The 25,772-nt window shown below is 72.9% G+C and carries 23 protein-coding genes; 6 read left to right on the plus strand and 17 right to left on the minus strand.

The features are described from left to right. Positions 1-45: 45 nt before the first annotated feature. Positions 46-450 carry a winged helix-turn-helix transcriptional regulator gene (locus ACZ52R_RS18410; protein ID WP_465753738.1) on the minus strand — a complete coding sequence of 135 codons (405 nt, stop codon included), beginning with the start codon at positions 448-450 and terminating at the stop codon, positions 46-48. A 145-nt stretch (positions 451-595) separates the two neighbouring features. Here ACZ52R_RS18410 and ACZ52R_RS18415 point away from each other — a divergent pair, with 145 nt between their 5' ends. Next, positions 596-1,282 carry an NAD(P)-dependent oxidoreductase gene (locus ACZ52R_RS18415; RefSeq protein ID WP_465753739.1) on the plus strand — a complete coding sequence of 229 codons (687 nt, stop codon included), beginning with the start codon at positions 596-598 and terminating at the stop codon, positions 1,280-1,282. Positions 1,283-1,457: 175 nt separating this feature from the next. Here ACZ52R_RS18415 and mycP read toward each other — a convergent pair whose 3' ends face one another. From mycP to ACZ52R_RS18435, 4 genes are all read right to left on the minus strand, one after another. Next, positions 1,458-2,597: a type VII secretion-associated serine protease mycosin gene (mycP, locus tag ACZ52R_RS18420; protein WP_465753740.1), complete on the minus strand. Its 1,140-nt coding sequence runs from the start codon at positions 2,595-2,597 to the stop codon at positions 1,458-1,460. A gap of 202 nt (positions 2,598-2,799) precedes the next feature. Continuing rightward, positions 2,800-4,251, minus strand: coding sequence for a WXG100 family type VII secretion target (locus tag ACZ52R_RS18425; protein ID WP_465753741.1), 1,452 nt, complete (start codon positions 4,249-4,251; stop codon positions 2,800-2,802). Positions 4,252-4,289: 38 nt separating this feature from the next. Then, positions 4,290-4,766: a type VII secretion target gene (locus ACZ52R_RS18430; RefSeq protein WP_360496845.1), complete on the minus strand. Its 477-nt coding sequence runs from the start codon at positions 4,764-4,766 to the stop codon at positions 4,290-4,292. A 95-nt stretch (positions 4,767-4,861) separates the two neighbouring features. After that, complete coding sequence (locus ACZ52R_RS18435; protein WP_465620375.1) at positions 4,862-5,563, minus strand: endonuclease V; 702 nt, start codon at positions 5,561-5,563, stop codon at positions 4,862-4,864. Positions 5,564-5,809: 246 nt separating this feature from the next. Between ACZ52R_RS18435 and ACZ52R_RS18440 the strand changes: the two genes are divergently transcribed. Further along, positions 5,810-6,166, plus strand: coding sequence for a hypothetical protein (locus ACZ52R_RS18440; protein ID WP_465753742.1), 357 nt, complete (start codon positions 5,810-5,812; stop codon positions 6,164-6,166). 36 nt (positions 6,167-6,202) lie between these two features. Here ACZ52R_RS18440 and ACZ52R_RS18445 read toward each other — a convergent pair whose 3' ends face one another. Both ACZ52R_RS18445 and ACZ52R_RS18450 read right to left on the minus strand, forming a co-directional pair. After that, complete coding sequence (locus ACZ52R_RS18445; RefSeq protein WP_465620371.1) at positions 6,203-6,967, minus strand: RDD family protein; 765 nt, start codon at positions 6,965-6,967, stop codon at positions 6,203-6,205. Positions 6,968-7,086: 119 nt separating this feature from the next. Then, positions 7,087-8,598 (minus strand): RDD family protein, encoded by a 1,512-nt coding sequence (locus ACZ52R_RS18450; protein ID WP_465753743.1) that lies wholly within the window; start codon positions 8,596-8,598, stop codon positions 7,087-7,089. Positions 8,599-9,062: 464 nt separating this feature from the next. Between ACZ52R_RS18450 and ACZ52R_RS18455 the strand changes: the two genes are divergently transcribed. After that, entirely contained in the window at positions 9,063-9,479 is a 417-nt protein-coding gene (locus tag ACZ52R_RS18455) for an SsgA family sporulation/cell division regulator (protein WP_350634093.1), read from the plus strand. A 113-nt stretch (positions 9,480-9,592) separates the two neighbouring features. Here ACZ52R_RS18455 and ACZ52R_RS18460 read toward each other — a convergent pair whose 3' ends face one another. From ACZ52R_RS18460 to ACZ52R_RS18475, 4 genes are all read right to left on the minus strand, one after another. Continuing rightward, on the minus strand, positions 9,593-10,990 hold the full coding sequence (locus ACZ52R_RS18460) for a glycosyltransferase 87 family protein (RefSeq protein WP_465753744.1): 1,398 nt from the start codon (positions 10,988-10,990) through the stop codon (positions 9,593-9,595). A gap of 173 nt (positions 10,991-11,163) precedes the next feature. Further along, entirely contained in the window at positions 11,164-12,732 is a 1,569-nt protein-coding gene (locus ACZ52R_RS18465; RefSeq protein ID WP_465753745.1) for a glycoside hydrolase family 18 protein, read from the minus strand. A 263-nt stretch (positions 12,733-12,995) separates the two neighbouring features. Further along, the gene (locus tag ACZ52R_RS18470; RefSeq protein WP_465663529.1) at positions 12,996-14,432 is read right to left on the minus strand and encodes a sensor histidine kinase; all 1,437 of its coding nucleotides are present in this window, start codon (positions 14,430-14,432) and stop codon (positions 12,996-12,998) included. After that, entirely contained in the window at positions 14,429-15,133 is a 705-nt protein-coding gene (locus ACZ52R_RS18475) for a response regulator transcription factor (protein WP_465620362.1), read from the minus strand. The genes ACZ52R_RS18470 and ACZ52R_RS18475 overlap by 4 nt, the downstream gene beginning before the upstream one ends. 133 nt (positions 15,134-15,266) lie before the next feature. Between ACZ52R_RS18475 and ACZ52R_RS18480 the strand changes: the two genes are divergently transcribed. Together ACZ52R_RS18480 and ACZ52R_RS18485 are read left to right on the plus strand one after the other, a co-directional pair. Further along, on the plus strand, positions 15,267-15,803 hold the full coding sequence (locus ACZ52R_RS18480; RefSeq protein ID WP_465620360.1) for a hypothetical protein: 537 nt from the start codon (positions 15,267-15,269) through the stop codon (positions 15,801-15,803). A 118-nt stretch (positions 15,804-15,921) separates the two neighbouring features. Further along, the gene (locus ACZ52R_RS18485) at positions 15,922-16,488 is read left to right on the plus strand and encodes an Lrp/AsnC family transcriptional regulator (RefSeq protein WP_465620359.1); all 567 of its coding nucleotides are present in this window, start codon (positions 15,922-15,924) and stop codon (positions 16,486-16,488) included. Between the two features lie 33 nt (positions 16,489-16,521). Here the strand turns inward: ACZ52R_RS18485 and ACZ52R_RS18490 are convergent, their stop codons facing one another. From ACZ52R_RS18490 to ACZ52R_RS18500, 3 genes are all read right to left on the minus strand, one after another. Further along, positions 16,522-17,328 carry a S16 family serine protease gene (locus tag ACZ52R_RS18490; RefSeq protein ID WP_465620357.1) on the minus strand — a complete coding sequence of 269 codons (807 nt, stop codon included), beginning with the start codon at positions 17,326-17,328 and terminating at the stop codon, positions 16,522-16,524. A 102-nt stretch (positions 17,329-17,430) separates the two neighbouring features. Beyond that, positions 17,431-18,081, minus strand: coding sequence for an IclR family transcriptional regulator (locus ACZ52R_RS18495; protein ID WP_355671840.1), 651 nt, complete (start codon positions 18,079-18,081; stop codon positions 17,431-17,433). A 394-nt stretch (positions 18,082-18,475) separates the two neighbouring features. Beyond that, a complete protein-coding gene (locus ACZ52R_RS18500) occupies positions 18,476-20,308 on the minus strand; it encodes a DEAD/DEAH box helicase (RefSeq protein ID WP_396288879.1) in 1,833 nt (610 codons plus the stop codon). A gap of 308 nt (positions 20,309-20,616) precedes the next feature. On the opposite strand from ACZ52R_RS18500, the gene ACZ52R_RS18505 reads away from it, so the two are divergent. Further along, positions 20,617-21,042 (plus strand): SsgA family sporulation/cell division regulator, encoded by a 426-nt coding sequence (locus ACZ52R_RS18505; protein ID WP_465620355.1) that lies wholly within the window; start codon positions 20,617-20,619, stop codon positions 21,040-21,042. A 94-nt stretch (positions 21,043-21,136) separates the two neighbouring features. Here ACZ52R_RS18505 and ACZ52R_RS18510 read toward each other — a convergent pair whose 3' ends face one another. The 3 genes from ACZ52R_RS18510 to ACZ52R_RS18520 are packed head-to-tail and all read right to left on the minus strand — an operon-like array spanning position 21,137 to position 25,685. Next, on the minus strand, positions 21,137-23,722 hold the full coding sequence (locus ACZ52R_RS18510; protein WP_465620353.1) for a bifunctional lysylphosphatidylglycerol flippase/synthetase MprF: 2,586 nt from the start codon (positions 23,720-23,722) through the stop codon (positions 21,137-21,139). After that, entirely contained in the window at positions 23,719-25,044 is a 1,326-nt protein-coding gene (locus ACZ52R_RS18515) for an alpha/beta hydrolase (RefSeq protein ID WP_465620351.1), read from the minus strand. Before ACZ52R_RS18515 ends, ACZ52R_RS18510 begins: the two co-directional genes overlap by 4 nt. Beyond that, complete coding sequence (locus ACZ52R_RS18520) at positions 25,041-25,685, minus strand: class F sortase (RefSeq protein ID WP_465753746.1); 645 nt, start codon at positions 25,683-25,685, stop codon at positions 25,041-25,043. Before ACZ52R_RS18520 ends, ACZ52R_RS18515 begins: the two co-directional genes overlap by 4 nt. Positions 25,686-25,772 lie beyond the last annotated feature (87 nt).

The raw sequence follows: 25,772 nt of genomic DNA on the forward strand, positions 1-25,772 counted from the left end.
AACGCCAGCGGCCGCCGAAATACTGCCAGCCCCGTCGGGCCCCGCTCAGCGCTTCCGCTCGTACTCCACCCGCGCCGCCAGCAGACCGCCCAGGTGCTCACGGCTCCACGCGCACACCGCGTCCATCGGCCCCAGCAACGTCCGGCCCAACGACGTGAGCGCGTACTCGACCCGCGGCGGATTCCCGCCGTACTCGGTGCGGTCCACCACACCGTCCTGCTCCATCGAACGCAGCGACTCCGCCAACACCTTGGCGGTGATCCCCACCAACGGCACCCGCAACTCCGAGAAGCGGCGCGGACCGCCCTCCAGGCAGCGCATGATCTTCCACGCCCACTTCCGGCTGCCCAACACCGGCACGGCCGGCACCGGGCAGTCCGGGAAGAAGTCCGCCGTCAACGGCACCGCGGCGCCACCCTGCTCCACACTCACTGCCGTACCCCCAGTCATACCCCGACCGTACCCGCCGCCGCCCCGGCATCACCCGACGTCCCCCCAGTACCGCCCCGGTACCGTTGAAGTAACCGGCACCCCCCGGTCTACCGTCACCACACCGGCGGGCGACAACGCCCGCCCCAACGGACGGAAGACCGCCATGACCAGCAACGACACCACCGACGCCACCGCCCCGAAGGACGCCCAGCACACCACGGACGTCATCGTCTACGGCGCGGGCGGCCAGGTCGGCCGCGCCGTCATCGCCGAGGCCCTCCGGCGCGGACTCACCGTCACCGCCGCCGTCCGCCACCCCGAACGCCACACCGACCTCGACCGCGACGGCGTCACCCTCCTGCGCTGCGACGTCACCGACCCCGCCGCCATCGCCACCACCGCCCCCGGTCACGCCGCCGCCGTCAGCAGCATCTACACCCCCGACACCCCCTCCACCGACTTCTACCGTGCCGCCACCACCGCCCTGGTCACCGGCCTCGGCCAAGCCGGCGTGCGACGCCTCGTCCACGTCGGCGTCGCCACCACCCTGCAGACCACCCCCGGCACCGCCATCCACGACGACCCCGACTTCCCCGACGCCTACCGCGCCTTCTCGCTCGGCCACAGCGCCGCCCACGACCTCCTCCACGCCTCCCCCACCACCCTCGACTGGGTCGTCGTCACCCCGCCGATGGACCTCGACCGCACTGCCCCCCGCACCGGCCGCTACCGCGTCGGCGGCCCCCACGTCCTCGGCCCCCGCATCGCCCAGGCCGACCTCGCCACCGCCATCGTCGACGAACTCACCACCCCCACACACCACCGGGAACAGATCGCCGTCGCCGAATGAAACGCGTGGACGAACCGGAACCCCCCGGCCATCCTGAGCCGCACGACCGCCGGCCCGCCCACACCTACGCAAATCCGGCTTCACCCTCGAAGACCGCGCCCGCGAGGCCCCCCTGGGACAACCGCTACTGGGACGTCCTCCACATGGCCGCCCTACGGGAGGAATGGCTGAGCACTCACTGATACGTCCCGCCAAACGGAGGCTGCTGGTACCCCCCGCCGGCCGCCACCCGCCTCCGCCGCCGAACCCGCACCACCAGCGCAACCACCACACCCACCACGAGCACCACCCCACCGGCCGCCGCCCCCACGACAAGCCCCATCCCGTTCCCGCTACTCCCCCCACCATCCGCCCCAGGCGCGACAGCCGCATCCGAAGCCTCATCCGTCGGATCATCCGCCGGCGGCGCGCCCCGCGACTCCGGCCGATTCACCAACGGGTTCCCCAGAGGCCCGTTGTCCACAGCAGGATTCGCCTCCAGAGCCTTCGCAGGCGCGAGGATCCCGTACCCGTAATGGTTGTTGGGCACCACCGTCCCATCGGCGGGAGGGGTAGCCGACTTGATCATCCGATTGATGACCTGCCCGGCCGACAGGTTGGGGTACTTGGAGCGAATGAGCGCGGCAGTGGCGGAAACGTAGGCAGTGGAATCGGAGGTGCCGTTGGCAACCCCGTAGCCTGTCGAGGACTTGGCACTCGCCCGGTAGATCTCTGCGCCGGGTCCTGCAAGAGTGGTCTCCGGTCCGTACGTGGACTTCTCCCACAAACGCCCCTGCCGATTCACCGCGCCCACCGCCACCACGCCCGGAAACGCGGCCGGATACTCGACAGGCGCCGCCTCCTGCCCGCTGTTTCCGTTCGACGCGACGAGGACCACATCGTGGTCGATGGCGTACTTGACGGCCGCCCTGGTCTCCTGGTCGGTTCCCGAGTAGCCGCCGATCGACATGTTGACCACCTTGGCGCCGTGGTCTACGGCGAACCGGATGCCCTTCGCCAGCCCACTCTGCGCCACGGCACCATCGGTGCTCCAGCTCACCCGGACCGGAAGAATCTTGGCCTTCGGAGCCAGTCCCATGATCCCGGCGTTGTCACCGTGGCCATGCCCGGCGATGAGGCTCGCCATGCCGGTCCCGTGGCCGTCCTTGTCGATCGTGCCGTCACTGCCCTCGCCGGTGAAGTCGGCACCAGCGAGCACTTGGCCGATCAGGTCCTGATGACTATTCATAACACCGCTGTCGATCACAGCTACCGTGATGCCGCTGCCTTGCGACACCGGCCACAACGCGCTTCCAGCGTCGTAGTTGGTCAGCACCCACTGCGCATCACGGGTACTGTCCGCACAAGCCGGGCCAGCGCTGATCGCGGCAACCAAACCTCCCGCCATCAGCGCAGTCACCCCACGCCGAAGCTGCCAGTCTCCCAAGGCCGGTCACCCCACTCAGCACAGCGACGGCCCCGTGGTCCACGAACCACGAAGGCCCTGATCGAATCACCTGGTCTCCTGAGGACCAGGGTCATTTCACCACGTCAGGATTGGCGGGCTCGTCTGACGCCCAGGTCTCCTCGTCCTCCACCAGGTAGTCCGGCCGCTTGCGGTCCTTCTCCTTGTCCTTGCCCCGCCCATGCCCCCCTCCGAGCGGAAGCGCCGAGCTTGAGGAACCTCCAGACGTGGCCGCCGACTCCGCCCGAAGCCTGCCGCGCTGTCCCAGACCAGACCCGCCCTCGGTGAAGGCCCGCTTGCCGCCCGGCATCGCTTCGCCCGCAGACGCCTTGCCTCCTGGCACAGCTCGCTCGCCTGCCCCGACCACGGTGCCACCCGTTCGGCCGTTTTCGGGGCCTGCCATGCCGGGGCTGCCCCCGTGGATACCCTCAGCGGCGCGTGCCGAGCCGCCACGGACTGCTCCCGGGCCTATCGGATGGTCACCCCGGCTGGCAATCCCTCGCTCGACGAATTCCTGCTTCTGCCCTCCACCGCCAAACAGGCCGGGTTCCGGTTCTCCCCGGCTGGGGCCAAGCCAAGTGGGGCTGGCACCGGTCTGCGGTCCGGATCCGGTCGGGGTCGGCGTGCCCGTCACCCCGACGGGCGACGGCCCGCCCGCCGTCGGCTTCGAAATGGTGTTCACACCGTCGACCGCGGTTCCCGCACCGAAATTGGCCGCCTCGGGCTTCCCTGCAGCCTTTGCCGTTCCGCCCGCGATCCCGGGCTCCGATGGAATCGACGCGTTTCGTGAGGTGGTCGACGGCTTCGGAGCAACCACACCGCCCCTGCTCCCGCTGCGGTTCCGAGGCTCAGCCGGGGCATCCATGGACTTGCCGAAGGATCCTCCAACCGAATTGAGATTGCCGACGCCCATGCCGGTCATCACACCGCCCACTGCGGCGAATGCACTCGGGTCGCCGGCGGTCTGATCGGAAAAGTCGTCCCGTCCGCCGGGAGTCACCGGTGGCTTCTTAGGGTCATAGGGCGGCGGAGCCTTCAGGGCCGGGGTCGCGATGCGGTAGTGCATGGCGAGGGTTTGCATGATGGTGGCGGCTTCGGCCTTTTTGCGGTCGGCGATGGGGATGTGTTCGTCGTCGCTGTCGCTGAAGACGGCGGAGACGCCGTCGCCGACGGTGTCCTTGAACTTGTCCCAGTTGCCGGGTTCTTCGGGCATGTCGCGTTTGGCCTTGGCCATGGCCTCGGAGACGTTGTGGAGGATGTTGGCCGCGTCGTTGGCGTAGGCGGCGGCGTTGTTGATGCTGGCGGCCAGGTTGAGCATGCGGGTGTGGAAGGCGTCGCTGGTGGTGCCTTCCCAGGTGGTGGCGGCTTCGGTGCTGGCTTTGGTGAGGGTGAGGCGGATCTGTTTGAGGGTGTCGGCGGCGGTGCGCCAGGGGTCGCCGGCGGCCATGACCGTGCCGGGGTCGAGAGCCTGTGCCATGGCGCGGAGTTGGGCGTGGCTGTATTTGGTGAAGTCGGTGTAGACCACGGGCGGTTCGCCTCCGTTCGTGTCCGGGCGGGCGGCGGTCAGATGGTGGCGTTGCCGCGGTTGGACGGGGTGAGGTTCTTCTCGTACGCGGCCTGGCTGGTTGTGGAGGGTTGTTCGACGGACCAGCCGTCGCCGCCGAGTTTGAGTTTCTGCGCGGTGTGCTGGTCGTGTTCCTCGTACGTGGTGGCGGTGAGGTCGGCCTTCTGCTGGGCTTCGTTCACGGCTTCTTGGAGCTGGTTGAGGACGTCGCGCAGCGCGTCCCGCATGGTGCTGTAGCGGTCGTGGATCTCGGTGGCTTCGGCGAAGGTGCCGAAGGTGTTCTTGCCGACGCCGCTGCGTCCGTGTGTGGCGGTGCCGTCGGCGTGTTTCTGGAAGTCGGCGAGCAGGAGCCGTACTTGGCCGGCGAAGGTGCGGAGTTGTTCGGTTTCGACGCGGTAGCCCTGTCCGGCTCCGCCGGTGGATCCGGTACCGGTACCGGTACCCGTCCCCTTGCCTGTCCCCGTGCCTGATCCCATCTCGGCGCCCCCCGTGCGTCCGTCCCTGGCGGTCGGGGCCGGGCCCCGGTGTCTCATGTCTAACACACGGGGCCCGAATCCCGCCCGGGGCTTGGTCAGTTCGCGGTCGTCCCGCTGCGCTGGGCTTCGGCGAGGGCGCGGCGGCACAGGGAGTCCGCGTGTCGGGTGGTTTCGGGGAGGCGGTAGCGGTGGGCGAGGTCGAGGGTGGTGCGGACGGCGGTGTCGAGGCCGATGCGGTGGCCGACGGAGACGAAGACGGGTTTGACTCCGGGTCGGGTGCGGACGGCGCGGCCGACTTCTTCGCCGGTGGTGGGGTCGGTGAGCGGGGTCCAGGAGCCGCGGGGTGCGTCGGGTTCGTGGTGGTCGAAGGTGAAGGGGGTTTTGGCGACGCCGAGGGTGCGCAGGCCGGTGAGGACGCCGAGGTGGCTGGCGAGGCCGAGGCGGCGGGGGTGGGCGAGGCCGTAGCCGTCGCAGACGACGGTGTCGGGGGTGTGGGTGAGGGCGGCCAGCGCGTCGAGGACGGCGGGCAGTTCGCGGAAGGCGAGCAGTCCGGGGACGTAGGGGAAGGCGATCCGGCCGACGGCGGTGGCCTGTTCGACGACGTCCAGGGTGTCCTGGTCGAGCAGGACGGCGGCGGCGACGACGAGGTCGCGGTCGTCGTCGTAGGCGACGTCCACGCCGGCGATCAGTCCGCTGGGGGGCTCCTGGTCGTCGTGGGCCTGGACGAGGGGGCGCAGTCGCTGTTGTTCGGCGAGCGCCTCGGCCTCGGTGGTGGGCCAGTCGGCGGGAATGGGCACGGTCGGTTCCCCCGGTGAGTGGTGATGGTGCGCTGCGGCGCGTGGTGGTGCGTAGTGGCGTGTGGTGTCGACAGGTTCCGCTTCACCGTACAGACCGGGGCGGACGACCCTGGGGTGAGCCCGTGCGCCCCCTGTGCCCCCGGGCCGGTGGATTAGCCTGGAGGTAGCGAACTGCCTTGCCGGGTAGGACTTCTGGAACCGGCACCATTCCCGCCCGTTTCCTCCGACGTGCGAAGGACCCCCGCCATGCCGCGTCCCTCCGCTGCCCAGGCCTGCCTCGGCTCGTTCACTGTCGTCGCCGCCACGGTGGCGCTGCTGGCTGTCTCGGGCGCCTCGGGCGTCCTGGCGGTCGCGGTGCTGGTGGTGTTCTCGCTGGCGCTCGGCACCGTGGTGACGGTGCTCTCGCTGTCCGCTTCGGCCACCGCCGCGAAGCCGGGCCCGGCCGGGACCTCCCACGCCACCCCGGCGTCCGCTGCAACCCCGGCCACCCCCGCCACCCCGGCGTCCGCTGCAACCCCGGCCACCCCCGCCACCCCGGCCTCCCCGGCCGCCCCTGCCACCCTTCCCGCCGCCGCCGAACGCGCGTACGCCCGGCAGCAGTGATCCGCCGCCGGGCGCGGGCGCGTTCCGTGCCGCCGCTCAGACGTTCGTGGTGACCACCACGGTTTTCGCGGCCTTGTCGTGCACGCACTGCCGATACGGCTTGTCGAAGACGCCGAAGATCCCGTCGATGACCCACCAGAGCGCGGCGCAGCAGAGTACGGCCGGGAGGATGAAGACCGCCGAGCGGGTCCAGGCGGCGGACTGGGTGGGGGTGTTGCCGTCGATGAGCATGGCGACTCGGATGTTCATCGCCTTCTTGCCGAGGGTCTGGCCGTCGTGGCTGAGCATCAGGGCGTCGTAGATGAGGTAGATGCCGCAGGCGAGCCAGAAGGCCTCGGCCGAGCCGTTGCGTTCGCTGAGGTCGACGAAGGGCGCCACCACGAGCACGGCGATGGCTTGAACGATGAGGTAGTCGATCAGCCGGGCGCCGATCCGCTTGGGCCAGGTGCCGAGCGGCGGCATGCCGGGGACCGGTCCGGCGCCGGGGGTCCCGTATGCGCCGGGGCCGTAGCCGGTGCCGTAGCCGGACGGGGGCGGGCCGTACGGGTTCTGGCCGTGCGGGTTCTGACCGTGGGCCGGTCCGCCGTACGTGGTTCCTCCGTAGGTGCCCTGGTACGCGCCGGGGCCGCCGGCCGCACCGTCGGGCGGGCCTTCCGACGTGCCTTCCGACGGGCCCTCGGACGGGGTCGGGCCCGACGGCTCGCCTTCCGGCGTGCCGCCGCCCGGCTGCGGGGACTGCTTGTCGAAGGAGGGCTTGCCGCCCCCCTCCGGCTGGGAGCCTGAGGGGTCGTGGGTGCTCATGCCCCGAGTAGAACATCGCACATTCTTGGGGTTCGGGATATTTCGTCCGTTTTGCTGCCTCGGGCACGGAAGGGCCGAGGGCTGCAGGGCCCACCACCTCAGCTGCGGAGCCCACCGTCTCAGGCCCGCACCACCCGGGTCCGGGCCGCTCGGTCCTGCCACCCGCGCCTCGCCGGACGGTCGAACACCGGCCAGACCAGGCCGAGCAGCAGCACCACGCCCACCTGTCGGACGGCCCACCGGAGCAGCGAGCGGCCGAGGCTCAGCCGGGTCTTGGCGGCGGGGGCGGCGGCGTCCACCACGCGGATCCGGGCCAGCCTCTTGCCGAAGGTCTGGCCGGTACGGGCGATCGGCAGCACCTCGTGGAGCAGGCTGACGAAGAGCAGGATGCCGATCAGCACGGCGATCTTGCCCAGCACCACGTCGTCCACCAGCCAGACCTGGACCTGACGGCGGGTGAGGGCGCTGGCCATCCGGGCCTGGTCGAGCTTCTGCCGGAGGTGCTCGGACACCGAGTTGCCGAGTGGGATGCCGGCTGCGACGGCGACCACCAGCAGCACGGCGGTGTCCACTGCCCGGGCCGCCAGTCGGCGTCCCAGCCCGGCCGGCACGGCGGCGGGGGCCGCGGAGCGACGACGGGCGGCGGCCTGCCGGGCCGGCCGCACGGCGGGCAGCGGAGTGGTGGGGGCGACTGTGGCGGCCGCGACCGGCCGCGTGGACGCAACAGGCCCAATGGACACAGCGGACACGACGGACGCAGTGGGCGCGGCCGGGCCCGACACCGAGATCGCCTGCTCCGAGGCCGCGCCCGAGCCCGAGCGCGTGCCCGCGCCCGTGCCCGCCATCGCTTCCTCGATCACCGACGCCGTGACCGCCGGCGCGACCACCACCGGCACCGCGCCCGAGGCCTCGACGAATGGCGTCGGGGCCGCCCGCACCACCGCCGCCGTGGCGGGCGCGACGGCGGCGGCCAGTTCCACGCCAACAGAAGCGCGCTCCGGTTCCGCGCGCCCCTCTTCCTCCTCGGACGCCCCCGGAAGCACCCCCCAGGAGACCCAGCGCGGCGCATCGCCGGTGTCCATCAGTCCCCGTTGCGCCCGCGGATCGGCCTGCCATCCCGACTCCCCGGGCATCGCCTCGGCCGCGGCCACCGCCTCGGGCGCCGTACCGACCACCGGCTCGTCGATGCCCCCTGCCGTCGGCCCGACGGTCCGGAACACCGGCCCGCCGATCACCTCCGCCACCCGCGGCCCGAGCACGAAGGACGCCCCGCCCGAGGTCTGGTCGAAGTACACCGGCCCGGTGTCGCCCCCGCCCGCAGGTGTCCGCCCCTCCGCCGCAGGCGCCGACACCGGCACCGGCACCGACATCGGCACGGCCGCCGGAACCGCGGCCACCGGAACCACCGGCGGCGGCACCGCCCGCGCCGGCGGCCCGGCCTGGTTGGGCCGGCGGGTCGCGTACCGGGGCGGCTCCAGCACCTCGCCCTCGGCGGGCGAGGGTCGGCTGGTGCCGGGCACCCAGGCCGAGCCGCCCCAGTACCGGACGAAGCCGGGGATGGAGGGGTCGGGGTAGTAGCCCGGCTCGGGTGCGACGGCCGGGTCGCCGTCGGCGAAGGAGCGGTCCGTCATGGGGGTCTTCTTTCCTGGCAGGTCCTGATGAGGGCAAGGAATGGGGGCAAGGAAGAGGCGAGGAAGGACGAGGGACGGCGACGTAGGCCGCGGGGCGGCCGGTGGATCGGCGTGGTTCGACTGCGACGTGTCCGCCCGCGCGCACAACCCGGCCCACGGTCGGCGCTCGGCGGGCATGGGGGCGCCACCGATCGGCGGACAGTCGTCGGACAGTCACAAAGGGTAGTACCTCGCCGAAGTCGCGACGGGAAGTTCGCGAATCCCCGGACAGCTGAGGGCCGCTCGCGCTAGGGAACCAGGCGCGCGAGCAGCATGCGCGCGCCATGCAACCGCCCGTTCACCACCCCTCGCCGAACTTCCCGAAGAAATCCCGGAAACGTGTGTAAGAGCCGGTGCGGACCGCCCTCTCAAAGGTCACAGGGCCCGGAACCGGGCACGCCCCGAAGGCGGAGAGGAAGACGATCATGGAACGCCCCGTCAGCGTCGTCGAGCACGAGCTGGAACTCAACCTGGTGCTCTCGCCGGAGCACAGCGTCCCCGTCCCGGCGCGGCTGTCCTACGGCAGCCACGACCCGTACGCGGTCTACATCACCTTCCACCTGGACACCGGCTCCCCGGTGACCTGGGTGTTCGCCCGCGAGCTGCTGGTCGAGGGCACCTTCCGCCCGTGCGGCCAGGGCGACGTGCGGATCTGGCCGACCCGCTCGGGCCGGCGCAGCGTGCTCTGCCTGGCGCTGAGCTCGCCCGCCGGGGACGCGCTGCTGGAGGCGCCGCTGCCGGCCGTCGCGGCCTGGCTGGAGCGGGCGCACCGGCTGGTGCCGCCGGGCAGCGAGCTGGCCGCGCTGGACCTGGACGGCTCGCTCGCCGAGCTGCTCGCCTAGGCGTGCGTCACAGCGCGCACCACAGCGTGCGTCGCGGTGTGCACCGGCACGTGCCCGATCGAGGGGGCACACGACGGAGCACGCGAGGGAGCAGGAGCGGCGCCCCCGCCGGCTCAGCGGGCCGCGGGGGCCTGCTGACGGCCGCGGGCGGCGTCCGGGCCGCCGTCGCGCTGTCCGGGCAGCCGGACTGGCGGAGCGCCGGCGGAACGTCGCCGCGCCCTGATCCGGATCGCGGCGGCGAGCAGGAAGCAGAGTCCGACCCACGGGTAGACCGAGGTCGGCAGCTGGCGCCACGGTGACATGTGGAGGACGGCCGGGCCGAGCGGCTTCGCCGCCCACATGGCGAACGAGAGGAAGGCGACCAGCGTGGCCCAGAAGACGGCCCGCCAGCGCAGTCGGCGGACGCCCGCCGGGCGGGCGTGCTCGACGGAGGCCTCGGCGGCGAGCAGGGCGAGCAGCGGTACGCACCAGACCCAGTGGTGGGTCCAGCTGATCGGCGAGATCAGCACGGCGGTGACGGCCGCGCAGCAGACGCCCCAGGCCTCGGCCCGGGGCAGCCAGCGGCCGCTGCGGGCGGCCCAGGCGGCGACGGCGAGGCCGGCCAGCGCGACCAGGCCGGCCCCGAGGGTGGCGACGGTGCCGGGCTCGGCGGTGTGCAGCAGGCGGGCGAAGGCGCCGCGCAGCGACTGGTTGTCGACGATCTGGGTCTTGCCGACCCGGGAGGAGTCGTAGAGGTACTTGGTCCAGAAGCCCCAGGTCGCGTCGGGCAGGACGAGGGCGCCGAGCAGGAAGGTGCCGAGGAAGGTCAGGCCGGCCACGAAGGCGGCCCGGATCCGGCCGGTGATCAGCAGGTAGACGGCGAACAGGCCGGGGGTGAGCTTGATGCCGGCGGCGATGCCGATCGCCACGCCCTTGCTGCGGCGTTCAGCCGGACGGGTGAGATCCCAGAGGATCAGGCAGGCGAGCGCGAGGTTGATCTGACCGTAGCGGAGCGTGGTGAAGACGGGCTCGAGCCAGACCCCGAGGCCGGTCACCAGGATCACGCCGATCGGCCGCAGCTCACGGCGCGGCCAGCCGACCAGCTTGAACGACAGGTGGGTCAGCAGGGCGAGCAGCCCGAGGTTGCCGAGAGTGATCGCGACCCGGAGGAAGGAAACCGGGAACCAGGTGGTCGGCACGAACAGCATCGCCGCGAACGGGGGGTAGGTCGCGGGCAGGTTCCACTCGGTGACGCGCAGCCCGTACAGGTCGGTGCCGTTGGCGACGGCGGCGCCCTCGGCCCGGTAGACGATCATGTCCACCATCGAGGTGTGGACGAAGTGGCGCACCACTGCGTACACGACCAGGGACAGCAGCGCCAGCGCGGAGGCGGCCAGCAGCGGACGGCGGGGGGCCTCCCGCACGGCCTGGACGGGAGCACCGAGCGTCCGGCGCAGCCGGTCCGACAGCGGGGCGGGCGAGGGATCGGGTGCGGTCCGCACCGGGCTGCGCTCGTCTTGCACCGCTGTCACTGCTCACTCCGTCCACCGCTCGGCCAACCAGCGACGATACCGGATGCCTCCCGAACGGGGCCGGACACGTTCGACTACACAGTGTGACAGCAGGGCGCCGGCCGCCCGAGCCCTGCCCGCGGGCAGCTCACGGGCAGGGCACGGGCGAACGGCGTCCCGGCCTCGGAGAGGCCTCAGCCCGTGTACGCCCCCAGGGCCCGGGTGAAGTCCAGCGGCTGCCGGACGACGCTGCTGCAGGTGGCGTCGGCGTAGGCCTTGGCGCCGCCCTCGCAGGCCTTGTCCCGGGTGCCGGACCACATGGCCAGCCAGGCGAGGTGCTTGGCCGTGGCGAAGTCGGCGAGCTGCTTGGCGTCGGCGACGGTGAAGACCTCGCTGGCCACGTCGTTGACGCCGATCATCGGGGTGACCGCGACCTTGCGCCAGGCGGCCGCGTCGTCCAGCCCCAGCACGCTCTTGACCTGGGCCTGGGTGGCGGTGGCCGCGGCGATCGCGTACGTGCCCATCCGGCCCTGCGGGTTGGGGGCGACGCCGTCGCCGAAGTCCATCGCCATGATGTTGACGGCGCCGATCGCGACGCCGTTGGCCTTGGCATCGGCGACCAGGTTGACGCCCTCCTGGGTCAGGCCGGAGGGCAGCGCGGGCAGGGTGAAGGAGACGTCGAGGGCCTTGCCCTCGGCGGCGGCGTTCTTCTGCAGCTGGGCGACGGCCTGGGCGCGCCGGGTGTTGGCGGCGGTGTCGGCGATCGCGCCGCCCTCGACGTCGAAGTCCAGCTTGGTGGCGCCGTACGCGTCCACGACCTTCCGGTACGCGGCCGTGAGGTCGGCGGTGGAGCCGCAGGCGAGGGCGAGCTCGCTGCCGTTGGCGCCGCCGAAGGAGATCCGGACGTCGCCGCCGGTCGCCCGCAGCGCGCCGATCTGGGCGGCCACCGCGTCGGCGGACAGGTCGCTGACGCCGCCCCACTTGGGCACGCAGCCGCCACCGGAGACCACGAAGGCGAGGTTGAAGGTCTTCACGCCGCTCGCCTTGGCGGTGGCCGCCAGGTCGTACGGCGGGTAGAGCGAGGTGTCCACGTACGGGGCGAAGCCGGCGCCGACTGGCGGAACGGGCACACCGGTCGCCGTGGGGGTGGCGGTCGGGGTGGGGGTCGGCGCCGGGGTGGTCGGCTTCGCCGTGGCGGTGGGACTGGGCTTGGCGGTCGCGGTCGCGGTCGCGGTCGGAGGAGTCGTCGGAGAGGCAGTGGCAGTGGCAGTGGCGGTCGGACGCCCCGAGGGGGTGGGCGCGGTCCCGTCGCCCGCCTTGCAGGAGGCCTTGTTGATCAGGCAGTTGGCCGGCTCGGCCTGCGCTGCGCCCGCGCCCTGGGCGACGAAGCCGACCACCACGCTCTTGCCGGGCTCCAGCCGCTTGCTCCAGGCCTCCGGCCTGACCGTGACGTGCTGCCCCTCGGCGGTGTAGGTGGCGTTCCAGAGCGAGTCGATCTTCGCTCCGGCCGGCAGGTCGAAGCTGAGCGTCCAGTCCTCGATCGGGCTGCTGTCCGGGTTGGTGACCAGGTACTGGCCGGTGTAGCCGGCGTCCCAGGTGCTGGTGCGGCTGTAGACGGCGCCGAGCGAGGCCGCGCTGGCCGAGGAGGCGAGGACGACCGTCCCGCCCACGACCAGGGCGGCGGCGACCGCGGCGGCCCCGATGATCGCGCCCTTGCGGCCGCGCCTGCGGTGGCCGGAGCGGCGGGTGGGCTGGATGGTCATGGCGCGTTACCTCCGCGGGTGCCTTCGGTCGGCCGCCGTCCGGGCACGGGGGTGCCTGCGGATGTCCGGTCGGCCGGTCCGGCTCGGTCGGGTGACCGGCGCGACCGACGCTAGCGGCGGCCGGGGGGCCGAACCGGCGTACTGAGCGAGGGGTAGAACTCCCTTAGGCCGCAGTTAAGGAAGACCCCTCGAAGACCCCCACCCAAGACCCCGGCAAGACCCGCACCGAGCCCCCGCCGCGTCACAGTCACCGCGTCACCGCGTCACCGCTGGAAGAGCGCTCCCCGGCTGCGCCGCCGCCCGGTCCGCGTGAGCGCCGCCTCCTGCGGCCGGGTGCGCAGCCGTAGCCGGGTCTCGGCGCCGCCGAGGACGGCGGAGCGGCCGAGCGCGAGATCGCCGCCGGTGGCCTCGGCGAGCTTGCGGACGATGTCCAGGCCGAGGCCGGTCGAGCCCTCCCCGCCGTGGCCCTCGCCGCGTTTGAGGGCGGCGGCCGGGTCGCTGTACCCGGGTCCGGCGTCGCCGACCAGCACGATCACCGAGCTGTCGGTGGCCAGTACGTCCACGGAGAAGGCGGTGCCGATGGCGGTGTGCCGGAAGACGTTGCCGAGCAGCGCGTCGACGGCGGCCGCCAGGTCGCCGCGCTGGACGGGTACGGGTGCCGCCCGTTCGGCGCCGGCCAGCTGCCAACGGCGCCCCTCGTCCTCGGCCAGCGCGGACCAGAAGCCGACCCGTTCGCGGATCACCTCGGCGGCGTCGCAGCCGACCGTGACGGCGGGCGCGTCCTCGGGGGCGCGGCGGGCCGAGCGGATGATCTGGTCGACCTCGCGCTCGAGTTGGGCGACCGCGTGCCGGGTGGCGTCGGCCGCGTCGCCGTCGCCGAGCGAGGCGGCGTTGAGCCGCAGTACGGTCAGCGGGGTGCGCAGCCGGTGGGACAGGTCGGCGGCCAGTTCCCGTTCGGCGGCGAGGAGTTGGACCACCCGGTCGGCCATGGTGTTGAACGCGTGGGCGGCTTCGCGCAGTTCTTCGGGGCTGCCGTCGATCTGCTTGCCCTCCACCGGGACCCGTACGGCGAGGTTGCCGGCGCCGAGCGAGCGGGCGGCGCCGGCGAGCCGCCGGGCGGAGGCGACGATCCGGTTGCCCATCCGGTCGGCGACCAGCACCGAGATGGCGACCAGGCCGAGCGCGACGGCGGAGAGCACCAGCCAGGCGGTGGTGACGCCCCGGGTGAGGTCGCTCTCGGCCACGAACACCTCGACCACGGCGGTCCGCCCGGTGTCCACCGCGACCGGCTGGAGCAGTGCGTAGCCGCCGGGCACCTGCACGGTGAAGGAGCGGCCCTGCCCGCCGGCCGTGGCCACGTCGCCGTCGGCGGCCCGGCCGTCCCCCAGGGTCGGGCCGCCGGGCCCGCCCGTCCCGGGGGTCTCGGGCTGCCCCGCGGCCGGCAGGTGGACCGCCATCCGTCCCTGCCCGCCCGCGTCCGTGCTGGCCAGGGCCCGGGTGACGGCGTCCTGGTCGGTGGTGATCGCCAGGGCCGGTCCGAGTGCCGCCGCCTGCCGGTCGGCGGCGGTGAATGCCCGGTCCCGGGCGGTCTGCTGGACCATCAGGCCGAGCGGGATGAGGAAGGCCAGTGCGACCATGGTGGTCCCGGCCACGGCGGCCTTGATCAGGGCCCAGCGCAGCGAGTGCCCGAACCTCCTCATGTCCGGTGCCCCGCCGGGCCCCTGGTGGCCTCCAGCCGCACCCCCACGCCCCGGACGGTGTGCAGGTAGCGGGGGTTGGAGGCGGTCTCGCCGAGTTTGCGGCGCAGCCAGGAGAGGTGGACGTCGATGGTCTGGTCGCCGCCGTAGGTCTGCTGCCAGACCTCGGCGAGGATCTCCTTGCGCGGCACGACCACGCCGGGCCGGGCGGCGAGGAAGGCCAGCAGGTCGAATTCACGGCGGGTCAGGTCGAGCGGCCGACCGTCCAGGGAGGCCTCGCGACGCTGGAGGTCGATGGCCAGGCCGCCGACCCGCAGGACCTGGGCGACGGGTGCCGCGCCGCTGCCGAGCCGGCGCAGCACGGCGGCCATCCGGGCGCTGAGGTGCTCTCCGGAGAAAGGTTTCACCAGGTAGTCGTCGGCACCGTCGTTGAGCAGCCGGACGATCTCGGCCTCGTCGTCCCGGGCGGTGGAGATGATCACCGGCACGTTGGTCAGGCCCCGGATCATCTTGAGTGCCTCGCTGCCGTCCAGGTCGGGCAGGCCCAGGTCGAGGATCACCAGGTCACAGCCGACCTGGGCGACCTCCCGCAGCGCCTCGAGTGCGGTGCCCACGCTGCGGACCGCGTGGCCGGTGTCCGTCAGGTGGCGGATGAGGGCGGAACGTACGAAGGGGTCGTCCTCGACCACGAGCACTGTTGCCATGGGCCTGCACGGTACGCCATCGGCGGACAGTGGTCTGTACCTCGGGGGCCGGTCCCGACATTGTGCAACTGCCCTGAGGAATACCGGGGGTGCCGGTCTCGGACAGGGGGAAATACGGCAGGATGTGCGGACGATGCGGAACGGACTGGTACAGCTCGGCGCCTGGGCGGCGGCCACCGGGGCGGCGGTGGCGCTGTCCTGGTTCGGCGTGCACGCGGTGCTGACCGGCGCCGCGTTCGAGCGGCCCACGGCACTGCCGCTGCCCTCCCCGAAGGCCGACGGCACGCCGTACTCCCCGACCGCCGCCCCCGAGCAGCCGCGCTCGGCGGCGCAGTCCGCGACCCCGGCCCAGCCGACCTCCCCGCCCGCCACCGCGACGCACGGGCCGGCCCCCGTCACGACCGCCCCGCCGCCCACCCGCCGGCCCGCGCCGACGCCCACCGCGACGTCCACGGTCAGGAGCTATCCGATCCCGGGCGGCAAGGTCGCGCTGGACCTCCAGGCCGACCGGGCCTCGCTGGTGTCCGCCACCCCGGACCCGGGCTGGCAGATGCAGGTGTGGGACGGCCCCCAGTGGATGCGGATCGACTTCACCAGGGACGCCCAGGCCAACTCGGTCTTCGTCTCCTGGAACGGGCACCCCCCGACCGTGGAGACGGCCGTCCGCTAGCAACCCGTCCGTTCGGCACGCCGACGGCCCGCCCGGGAGTCGCTGGTCAAGCCGTGCCCCGGGGCGGGAGAATCGGCCGCGCCGCTGTACAGAATGCCCACCGGAGGACGGTGCCGCGATGACCCCCGCCCCATCCCCGAGCTCCCCCAGCTCTCCCAGTTCCCCCGGCCCGGCCGACCCCGTCGCCCCGCAGGGCGCCGTCGCGGGCAGCACGAACGACACCATCGACGCCCTGGACGGCCGGCTGATCCGGCTGCTCGCCGAGGAGCCCCGGATCGGGGTGCTGGAGTGCTCGCGCCGGCTGCAGGTCGCCCGGGGCACCGTGCAGGCCCGGCTGGACCGGCTCCAGGCCAAGGGGGTGATCGGCGGCTTCGGCCCGGAGGTGGACCCGGCGGCGATCGGCTACCCGGTGACGGCCTTCGCGACCCTGGAGATCTCCCAGGGCCAGGGCACGGACGTGCGGGCGCACCTGGCGGGCGTGCCGGAGGTGCTGGAACTGCACACCATCACCGGGATCGGGGACATGATGGTGCGGATCGTGGCCCGTTCCAACGCCGATCTGCAGCGGGTGATCGACCGGGTGGTGGGCTTCGACGGGATCGTCCGCTCGTCCACCGCGATCGTGCTGGAGAACCCGGTGCCGTACCGGATCCTGCCGCTGGTGGACCAGGCCGCCGCCGAGTAGGACGGGGTCCGGCCGTCGGCAGGGCGCGCCCGGTCAGCAGGCGGGGACGCTGCCGCCGCTCTTGAGTGCCTGCAGCACCGAGACCGCCTCGCCGAGCGTGCCGACCGGCACCAGTCGCAGCGACGCCGGCGTGTTCACCTTGGCGTCCGTGCACTCGTCCCTGGGGAGCAGGAACACCGTCGCGCCGTCCCGGGCGGCCGCCTGCGTCTTCAGCGGGACGCCGCCGACCGGGCCGACCGTGCCGTCCTTGTCGATGGTGCCGGTGCCCGCGATCGTGCGCCCGCCGGTGAGGTCGCCGCCCTGGCCGTCGCCGGCGAGCTTGTCGACGATGCCCAGCGCCAGCATCTGGCCGGCGCTCGGGCCGCCGACGTCGCCCAGGTCGACCTTGACCTTCACCTGGTCCGGCGACAGGTGGAGGTAGCTCAGCGCGGCCGCGGTGGCGCTGTCCTGCGACTCGGCCATCTGCTGGGCCGTGACCTCCTCGGCCTTGGCCGGGTTGCCCTGCGGGTAGACCGTGTCGGTCGGGCGGACCGCCTCCTTCGGATTGAACCAGGCCTGCATGGACCGCAGGAAGGTGTTGCGCTGGTCCGGGTTGGTCGCCGTGATGGTGACCATCCGCAGCTCGCCCTCGGTGGTGCGCAGTGGTGCCCCGGTGATGGTGAGCACCGGCTTGTCCTGGTAGCTGCCCAGGGTGTCCGCGGTCAGGCCCGGCCAGGTGACGGTGTACGGCAGCGGGACGAAGGCGGCCACGCCGAACAGCGCGGTGACCAGCGCTCCGCACAGCGCGAGCGCGCGGGTCCGCGGGGCGGTGAGGGCCTTGGAGAGCTTGGTGTCGGACACAAGGGGAATCCAAACACACCCGACGCCCCGCCGTGGTGCGCCCGCTCGCCTCGGGGCGATCGGGAGCGGGGGCGCTACCTCGGGGCGCTCGGGGCGGGGGCGCTACCTCAGGGCGTCGGCCACCTCGGTCGCCGCCTCCACCACCCGGGGCCCGACCCGCTCGGGCACCATGCCGTTGAGCATCACCACGCCGACGCTGCCCTCGATGCCGCTCAGTCCGAGCAGCGCGGCGGCCGCCCCGCACGCCCCGGACTGCTCCTCCGCGCGGGTGATGACGAAGCCCTGCTCGGGCCGCCGCTGGCTGGGGAAGGTGCGGGCCTCCAGGATCGCCCGTCCGGCCGCGCTCTCGGTGAGCGGGTGGCGCAGGCCGGTCCGGTAGGCGACGTGGAAGTCGGTCCAGCTCGGCTCGACCACGGCGACGGCCAGCGCCTCGTTGCCGTCCACCAGGGTCAGGTGGGCGGTGGCGCCGAGGTCCTCGGCGAGGCTGCGCAGGGCCGGCAGCGCGGCCTCGCGCAGCAGCGGGTGCACCCGGTGCGCGAGCCTCAGCACGCCGAGGCCGACCCGGGCGCGTCCGCCGATGTCCCGGCGGACCAGGCCGTGCTGCTCCAGGGTGGCCAGCAGCCGGTAGACGACGGTGCGGTTGACGGCCAGCCGGGCGGCGAGTTCGGTGACGGTGAGCCCCCGCTCGGAGTCGGCGAGGAGTTTGAGGACCCGGACGCCTCGGTCCAGGGTCTGGGAGGTCTCGGCTGTCACGACGGGCAATCCTTTCCGCGGCGCTCGCGGGGCGGGCGGCGCCGGCCGGGGGTCGGTGTCGCGCGCAGGTGGGGGTGGCCGCGCTCGGGCCGTACGCGGTGTCGTCCTTGACGCCGGTACGGTCCTGCGACGCCGTCCCGCGGGGGGGTTGCCCGGCGGAAGAGCGTGGGGGAAAGGTAGTGAAGGAAATGTCGCGGCGGAAGTGGTTGTCCAAAATTCGGGCGTGATCGACTTCAACATCGCCGCAGATTCCGGACAAACGCCCCCAATTCTCCGGGCAGATCAGGGCATGCGTTCGACTCAGGTCCGAAGTCCGGACACTCCCGGACACGGACCACAGAGTCGGACCACAGGGGCGGACCGCAGGGTCGAACCGCGCGCTCCCGCCGAACCGTTACTTCGCCCACTCCCGGATCTTGGCGATCCGCGCCGTGAGCTGGTTGGCGGTGGCCTGCGCGGTGAGCGGCCCGCCGCACTGGCGGCGCAGCTCGTTGTGGATGGTGCCGTGCGGCTGGCTGGTGCGGTGGTGCCAGGCGGCCACCAGCGCGTTCAGCTCCTTGCGCAGCTCGCGGAGCTCCTGGTGGGTGACGACCGGCCGCTGCTCGGCCGGCAGCTCCAGCAGGTCGGCCTCCTCGGCGGGCTTGGTCTTGCTGCGCTGGATCTGCCGGTGCTGGCGCTTCTGCAGCAGCATCTGCACCTGGTCCGGCTCCAGCAGGCCCGGGATGCCGAGGTAGTCCTCCTCCTCCTCGCTCCCCGGGTGGGCCTGCATGCCGAACTCCATGGCGTTGTACAGCACCCGGTCGAAGACCGCGTCGGAGCCCAGCGCCTCGTAGGAGAACTCCTCGCCGCCCGCGCCGTCCGGCCCGTCGTTGGCTCGTTCGGCCTCGGCGAGCAGCCGGTCCTCCTCGTCGAAGAGGCCCTCGCCCTCCTTCTTCGGCCGGTCCAGCACGTGGTCGCGCTGGACCTCCATCTCGTTGGCGAAGCCCAGCAGCATCGGGATGGTCGGCAGGAACACCGAGGCGGTCTCGCCGCGCTTGCGGGCGCGCACGAAGCGGCCGACGGCCTGGGCGAAGAACAGCGGGGTGGAGATCGAGGTCGCGTACACCCCGACGGCCAGCCGGGGCACGTCGACGCCCTCGGACACCATACGGACCGCGACCATCCAGCGGGAGGTCCCGGCCGAGAAGTCGGAGATCCGCTGGGACGCCTCGGTCTCGTCGGAGAGCACCAGGGCGACCTTCTCGCCGCTGATCTCGCGCAGCATCTTGGCGTACGCGCGGGCCACGGTCTGGTCGGTGGCGATCACCAGCCCGCCGGCGTCCGGGATCGCCTTGCGGACCTCGCTCAGCCGCCGGTCGGCGGCCTGGAGCACGGCCGGGATCCACTCGCCCTGCGGGGACAGCGCGGTGCGCCAGGCCTGGGCGATCAGGTCCTTGGTCATCGGCTCGCCGAGCCGGGCCTCCAACTCGTCGCCGGCCTTGGTGCGCCAGCGCATGTTGCCGCTGTAGCTGAGGAAGATCACCGGGCGGACGACATGGTCGGCGAGGGCGTGTCCGTAGCCGTAGGTGTAGTCGGCGACGGACTTGCGGATGCCGTCGCCGCCCGCTTCGTACTGGACGAAGGGGATCGGGTTGGTGTCCGAGCGGAACGGCGTACCGGTCAGCGCCAGTCGGCGGGCGGCCGGCTCGAAGGCCTCGAAGCAGGCCTCGCCCCAGGACTTGGAGTCACCGGCGTGGTGGATCTCGTCCATGATCACGAGGGTCTTGCGGGCCTCGGTGCGGTTGCGGTGCAGCATCGGGTTGACCCCGACGCCCGCGTAGGTGACCACGATGCCGTGGTACTCCCGGGACAGCGGCCCGGAGGAGTACCCTGGGTCCAGCTTGATGCCTATCCGCGCGGCGGCCTCGGCCCACTGCTTCTTCAGGTGCTCGGTCGGCGCGACCACGGTCACCTGCTGCACCAGGTGGTTGTGCAGCAGGTACGAGGCAAGGGTGAGCGCGAAGGTGGTCTTTCCTGCGCCCGGGGTGGCGACCGCGAGGAAGTCACGCGGCTGCGACTCGATGTACTTGTCCAGCGCGCCCTGCTGCCAGGCCCGCAGCTTGCCCGCGGTGCCCCAGGGGGCACGGCCGGGGAAGGCCGGCGACAGGTGGTGCGAGCCGACGGGCGCGGCATGGCCGACGGCCCGGACGGGCTCCTGCGGCTCCGACGTGTCGGAGAACAGCGGCATCGAGGAGGCGGCGGCAGTACTCACGGTCTCCGAGGGGGATCATCGCAGGTCAGGGGCGGTTTTGCGGCCCCGCCCCGCGGTCGGGCGGCGATCGGACAACCCGCCCAGCCTACCGGTCCGGCGCCGTTCGGGCCTCCAGGCGAGGCCTCGCGCCCGGCTCGCGCGGCCGGAAATCGATGTGACGCGGCTCACGTCCGATCGCTCTCGAAACCCGGTAATCACGGCGGTCACCAGGACTCTCACCAGGGTGAGGCCGCACCGACCCCCTGCCCCCAGCGCGGCCTCGCACCGAACCGAAGGGACCGCCCGTGCGCACCGTCGAAGAGACCGTCCAGGCCCGCCTGATCCTCTCCCCCCACCGCTCCGCCCGGCTGCGGGTCGTGCTGTCCTACCTGCCGGAGGACCCGCTGGCCGTACGGATGGCCTTCCCGGCCGAGTTCTCGCTGGACGAGGCCGAGGAGGGCCAGAGCGCCGAGGACATCGTCTGGGTCTTCGCCCGCCGGCTGCTCTCGTCCGGCATCGAGCTGCCGGCCGGCGTCGGCGACGTCCACGTCCGGCCCGCGCTCGGCCGCCGCACCATGGTCGAGCTGCGGGCCCCGGAGGGCACCGCGCTGCTCCGGTTCGACACCGGCGACCTGCGCCGCTTCCTGTGGCGCAGCCGGCTGCTCGTCCCCGAGGGCGAGGAGCACCTGCACCTGGACGCCGACCGCGCCCTCGCCCAGTTGCTCGGCTGACGGGCGAGCCGGCGTCCGGGAGCGCCCCCCGCGCTTCCGGGCCGCCTCTCGCCCGCCTGCCACTCGCCCACCCAGTCGCCTGCTCGCCCCTCCCTCAGCCCGACAGCTTGCGCATCAGCCGGACGCCCTGCGCCGCCGTCAGGTGCGGCAGGTACGCCTTGCCGATCGCCCTCGTGATGCCGGGCAGCGCGGCCGGGTCGGGGTAGGCCATGTACATCGGCCGGTACTCCGGCTGGAACTTCGCCTTGAACGCGAGCAGCGAGCGGAAGCCGTACACCGGCTCCAGCGCCTTGCCCATCCAGTCCAGCATCCGCTGCAGCCCGGTGGGCCCCTCGTCCTGCCCGGTGCGGGCCAGCGGCGCGCCCGACAGCGACAGGAAGCGGGCGCCCTCCTCCTTGAAGCCGAGCGCGGCCGAGGCGATCAGGAACTCGCTGACACCGCGGAAGCCGTCCGAGCGCCGGCGCATGAAGTCCAGCGTCCAGCCGACCGGCACGCCGTTCTCGTACACCGGCATCCAGCTGGTCAGCCCGTGCACCACCCGCTGCTCGTCCACCGCGACCAGCACCCGGACGTCCGGGTCGTCCAGCTCCTCCAGCCCGCCGAGCGTGAAGCCCATCTCCGGCAGGCCCTTCTCGGAGACCCACTCCTCGGAGATCGCCCGGATCTGCTCCCGCAGGGCGAGCGGCGCCTCGTGGTACGCCCACCACTCCGCGGTGATGCCCTGCTTGCCGGCCTTGTTGAGGGCGGTGCGGATGTCCTGCCACTTGCGGCCGGTGAAGGCCAGCTCGGGCAGCGGGACCACGGTGTCCTCGGCGACCTGCACCGAGCGCCAGCCGAGCTGCGCGGCGGCGTCCCTGGTCTGCCCGTAGACGCTGTAGAAGCACGGCGTCCAGCCGCGCGCGTCGCAGTACCGGGCGAAGCCGGCCACCGCCCCGGCCCGGTTCTCCGGCGCGCCGAACGGGTCGCCGGTGGTCAGCGCGATGGTGCCGATCACCCGGTAGGCGACGCCCGCCCGGCCCTGCTCGTCGAACCAGTAGTGGTTGCCGTCCCAGGTGGTGATGAAGGACAGCGTCCCGCCGCCGTGCTCGGTCAGCAGCGCCCTGGCCCGGGCCGCCGCCTCCGCGTCGGTGTGCAGCACCGGCCGGCGGAAGGCCGACAGCAGCGCGACCAGCGCCACCACCCAGAACGCCAGCCCGCAGTACGTCTCCAGGAAGCGCGCCACCGATCCGACCGCGATCGGGTAGTCCGGTGTCAGGTCGTTGTACGCGGGCGGCAGGAACTGCGCCGGCAGCCCGTGCAGCAGTCGGCGGACGTTCGCCCCCGGCTCGAACTGGTCGGCCACCAGCCGTCCGAGCCCGACGTACGCGGCCGAGGAGAGGAGCGCGGCGCAGCCCGGCACCAGGGCCAGTCGGCGCACCGACCGGCCGGACAGCCGCACCCGGAACCGCTTGTGGGTGGCCAGCAGCAGGCCGGTGGTCAGCAGTGGCAGCAGCATCGCCTCGACGAAGTACTGGACCACGTCCCGGCTGACCGGCCCGGCGTCCAGGTACAGCCAGCCCAGCAGCGCCACCCAGAGCAGTTCGGTGGCGATGGTGACCAGCCAGGCGAACCGCAGTCCCCTGCGCAGCCCCTCGGCGAGCACCAGCAGCAGGGCCGGGAACAGGGCGGCCATCAGCCGGCCGGGGGTGTCGAAGATCCGGACGACGGCGTGCGCGCGGGCGCAGTCGTGCGCCGAGAGCGAGCAGAAGTCGGCGACCTCGTCCGGGCTGAGCCGGTGGGAGAAGTACAGCTCGGAGAAGGCGTTGAACGGTCCGCTGGCGTTGTCGTACAGCGAGGCGATCAGCGGCCCGAAGGCGGCGACGACCAGGCAGAGCGCGACCAGCACCCGGGTCTCGGAGTGCGAGGAGCGGTGCGAGCGCAGGTACGGGCGGCCGCGGCTGAGCAGCGCGCCCACGCCGAGCCCGGCCAGCGCGGCGGCGCACCGCTGGACGCTCTGCAGGTGGCCGACGTACAGCGTCATGACCAGCGGGACGAGCAGCACCAGCAGGTGCAGTCGGCGGCGCCAGAGCACGGTGAGCCGGTACCCGAGGACCCCGGCCAGCGCGAACAGGCCGACGCCGGGGCCGACCGAGATCTGGTCGGCCACCGAGGCGGTCCACTGTTCCCCGGCCGAGGAGCCGAACGCGATGAGCCCGGCGCCCAGCAGGGTGCCGACGACCTGCCCGCCGACCAGCACCGCGAGGGTGCGCAGGCGGCCGAGCCGGTGTTCGGCGGCCGGGCCGACCAGGAGCAGCAGCAGGCTGGTGAACACGTACGAGCCGCTGCCGGAGCACCAGGCCATCGAGGTGACCGGCGTCCACCAGTGGCCTTCGCCGAGCGTGGGCAGGCCGACCCCGGCCTGCTCCAGCAGCCGGTCGGACGGCCCGCTGCCCAGGCTGCCGGTGGCCGCGCCGACCAGCCAGAGCCCGGCCAGCAGCGCCAGCGTCAGCGGCGCCGCGCGCAGCCGGGAGCCGAGCGCCCGGGCCGCCCGCCGCACCCGCTGCGGGCGCGGCTCCGGCGTCCGGGTGACCGGCGCGCGGTCCGCGCCCCGCTCGGAGTCGCGCCGCGCGCCCCGCTGGCCGACGACCCGTTCGGACGTCTGCGCGTGCTCGCCGGCGACCGCGGTGCCCGCCCCGCTCACCGGGTCAGCCCGGTCTGTTGGGCGATCCACGGGATCTGCCGGACGATGCCGGGGCGGAAGACCACCCAGCCGTGGCCGCCCGGCATCAGTTCGAACTTCGCCTTCATCCCGGCCCCCTGAACAGCCTGGTAGATCTTCTCCATCTGCGGCCTGAACTCGTCGTCGGTCTCGCCGACGAGGAGGGCGACGCTGGTGTCCGGGAACTTCCTGCGGGCCATCACGTGGACCGGGTCGACCGCGTCGAACTTCTTCGCGTCGCCGCCGAACGCGGCCCTGATGGTGCCCTCCCGGTTGCCCAGGGTCGGCTCGTCCTGCCCGGACATGTCCAGGACGGTGCCGTACACGTCGGGCGCGTTGACGCCGAGCTGGAGCGCGCAGGTGCCGCCCATCGAGGCGCCGCCGATCGCCCAGCTCTTCCGGCTGGTGGCGGTCTGCAGGTTCTCGTGGATCCAGTCGGGAACGTCCGACGCCAGGTAGGTCTGCATCTTGGCGAGCTTGGAGTCCATGCAGAGCGTGTTGAACCAGGTCGAGCCGAGCTCGTCGGGCATCACCACGATCGGCGCGAGGCCGTTGTGCTGCGCGGCGAACGCGTCCATCGTCTCGTTGATCTGCCCCGAGAGCACCCAGTCCCCCGGCGCCCCGGGCTGGCCGGTGAGCATGACGACCACCGGCAGCAGCGGTCGCGGGGTGGCCTGGTAGGCGGGCGGGAGGTAGACGTAGGCGTCGCGGGCCTTGAAGCCCGACCTGAGGCCGGGGATCGGCACCACCGAGACGGTGCCCTTGTCGGGCAGGTTCGCCGGGGCCTGCCAGACCTCGTCGAGCACCTTGTCCGGCGGGGCGGCCACGGTCTGCCCGACCTTCGCGGGGACCAGCCCGCTGGTCTTGGTCAGCCACGGCGCCAGCATCACGCGCCCGCTCGGGTACTGCCCGAAGCCGATGTTGACCTCGGAGGCGGCCATCAGCAGCACCAGCCCGCTCAGGCCGAGCGCGATCCCGCGCCGCCGCCAGGTGAGCCGGCGGATGCGGTAGCCGACCAGGCAGAACCCGAGCAGGGCGATGGCTATCCACCAGGTGACGTACTCGGGCGTGCCTTCCGGGAAGGGGTGCCACCAGCCGTCGACCACGACGTCGAGCAGCAGGCTGAGGGCGGCCGCGGTGGCCAGCGCGGCGGGCAGGCGGAACCGCCACCAGCTCCGGTCGCGGCCGACGGCGAGCGCGAACAGCGCCGCCCAGCCGGCCGCGAGCACGGCGTGCGGGATCGGGCCCTCGGTGAGCGGCCAGTCGATCGGATTCCAACGGGTGGCAAGGGTGAGCGTGCTCATGCGGCTATGCCCGGATGGGTGGTGTCGGCCAGGAAACCGTAGGCGACGACGTTGCCGTCGTAGCCGTGTTCCTCGCTGTACGCGCCACCGCAGGTGATCACCCGCAGCTGCGCGTCCGAGGCCTGACGGTAGACCCGTTCGTCCGGGAAGTCCTTTCGATCGTGCACTTCGATGGCGTACAGCTGGTAGACGGCGGTGGCTCCGTCCGCCCGGGCGATCTCGATCCGGTCCCCCCGACGGAGCGCGCCCAGATGATAGAAGACGGCCGGACCCGCCTTGTTGTCGACGTGCCCTGCGAGGATCGCGGTGCCGCGCTGACCGGGGCTGGCCCCACCGCGGTACCAGCCCGCCAGGTTACGGTCCGCCTCGGGCGGGGCCTGCAGGTGGCCCTCGGAATCCAGCCCGAGCGTGGTGACCGGGGCGTCCAGGCGGACGGCCGGGATGCGGATCCGGGTCGGCGCGGACGGCCCCAGCGGCGGGACGACGGAGACCGGCGCGATGCCGGCCTGGGCCTGGACGCCGTCCGGGGCGGGCGGCAGCACCGGCGAGCCGCCGCCGTGCAGCAGCCAGGCACCGAGCACCAGCGCGGCTCCCGCCGCCAGGGTGCCCGGCCAGGGGCTCCTGCTCTGCTGGACGCCCACGGGCGCTCCCCTCTGCCGACGGAATCCCGCTTCCTGGGAGTTTCCTGGGAACAATTCAACCGGATCGGACTGTAAAGCACGTCCATA

The sequence above is a fragment of the Kitasatospora sp. NPDC034023 genome, from assembly GCF_055575795.1.

Coding starts and splice junctions, on each gene's coding strand:
- ACZ52R_RS18430 (WP_360496845.1), bottom strand. CDS start 4,766: ATGGGATCAGGCACGGGGACAGGCAAGGGGACGGGTACCGGTACCGGT.
- ACZ52R_RS18500 (WP_396288879.1), bottom strand. CDS start 20,308: ATGCCGCTGTTCTCCGACACGTCGGAGCCGCAGGAGCCCGTCCGGGCC.
- ACZ52R_RS18485 (WP_465620359.1), top strand. CDS start 15,922: ATGACCCCCGCCCCATCCCCGAGCTCCCCCAGCTCTCCCAGTTCCCCC.
- ACZ52R_RS18450 (WP_465753743.1), bottom strand. CDS start 8,598: ATGACGGACCGCTCCTTCGCCGACGGCGACCCGGCCGTCGCACCCGAG.
- ACZ52R_RS18440 (WP_465753742.1), top strand. CDS start 5,810: ATGCCGCGTCCCTCCGCTGCCCAGGCCTGCCTCGGCTCGTTCACTGTC.
- ACZ52R_RS18475 (WP_465620362.1), bottom strand. CDS start 15,133: ATGGCAACAGTGCTCGTGGTCGAGGACGACCCCTTCGTACGTTCCGCC.
- ACZ52R_RS18480 (WP_465620360.1), top strand. CDS start 15,267: ATGCGGAACGGACTGGTACAGCTCGGCGCCTGGGCGGCGGCCACCGGG.
- ACZ52R_RS18470 (WP_465663529.1), bottom strand. CDS start 14,432: ATGAGGAGGTTCGGGCACTCGCTGCGCTGGGCCCTGATCAAGGCCGCC.
- ACZ52R_RS18445 (WP_465620371.1), bottom strand. CDS start 6,967: ATGAGCACCCACGACCCCTCAGGCTCCCAGCCGGAGGGGGGCGGCAAG.
- ACZ52R_RS18465 (WP_465753745.1), bottom strand. CDS start 12,732: ATGACCATCCAGCCCACCCGCCGCTCCGGCCACCGCAGGCGCGGCCGC.
- ACZ52R_RS18515 (WP_465620351.1), bottom strand. CDS start 25,044: ATGAGCACGCTCACCCTTGCCACCCGTTGGAATCCGATCGACTGGCCG.
- ACZ52R_RS18455 (WP_350634093.1), top strand. CDS start 9,063: ATGGAACGCCCCGTCAGCGTCGTCGAGCACGAGCTGGAACTCAACCTG.
- ACZ52R_RS18415 (WP_465753739.1), top strand. CDS start 596: ATGACCAGCAACGACACCACCGACGCCACCGCCCCGAAGGACGCCCAG.
- ACZ52R_RS18410 (WP_465753738.1), bottom strand. CDS start 450: ATGACTGGGGGTACGGCAGTGAGTGTGGAGCAGGGTGGCGCCGCGGTG.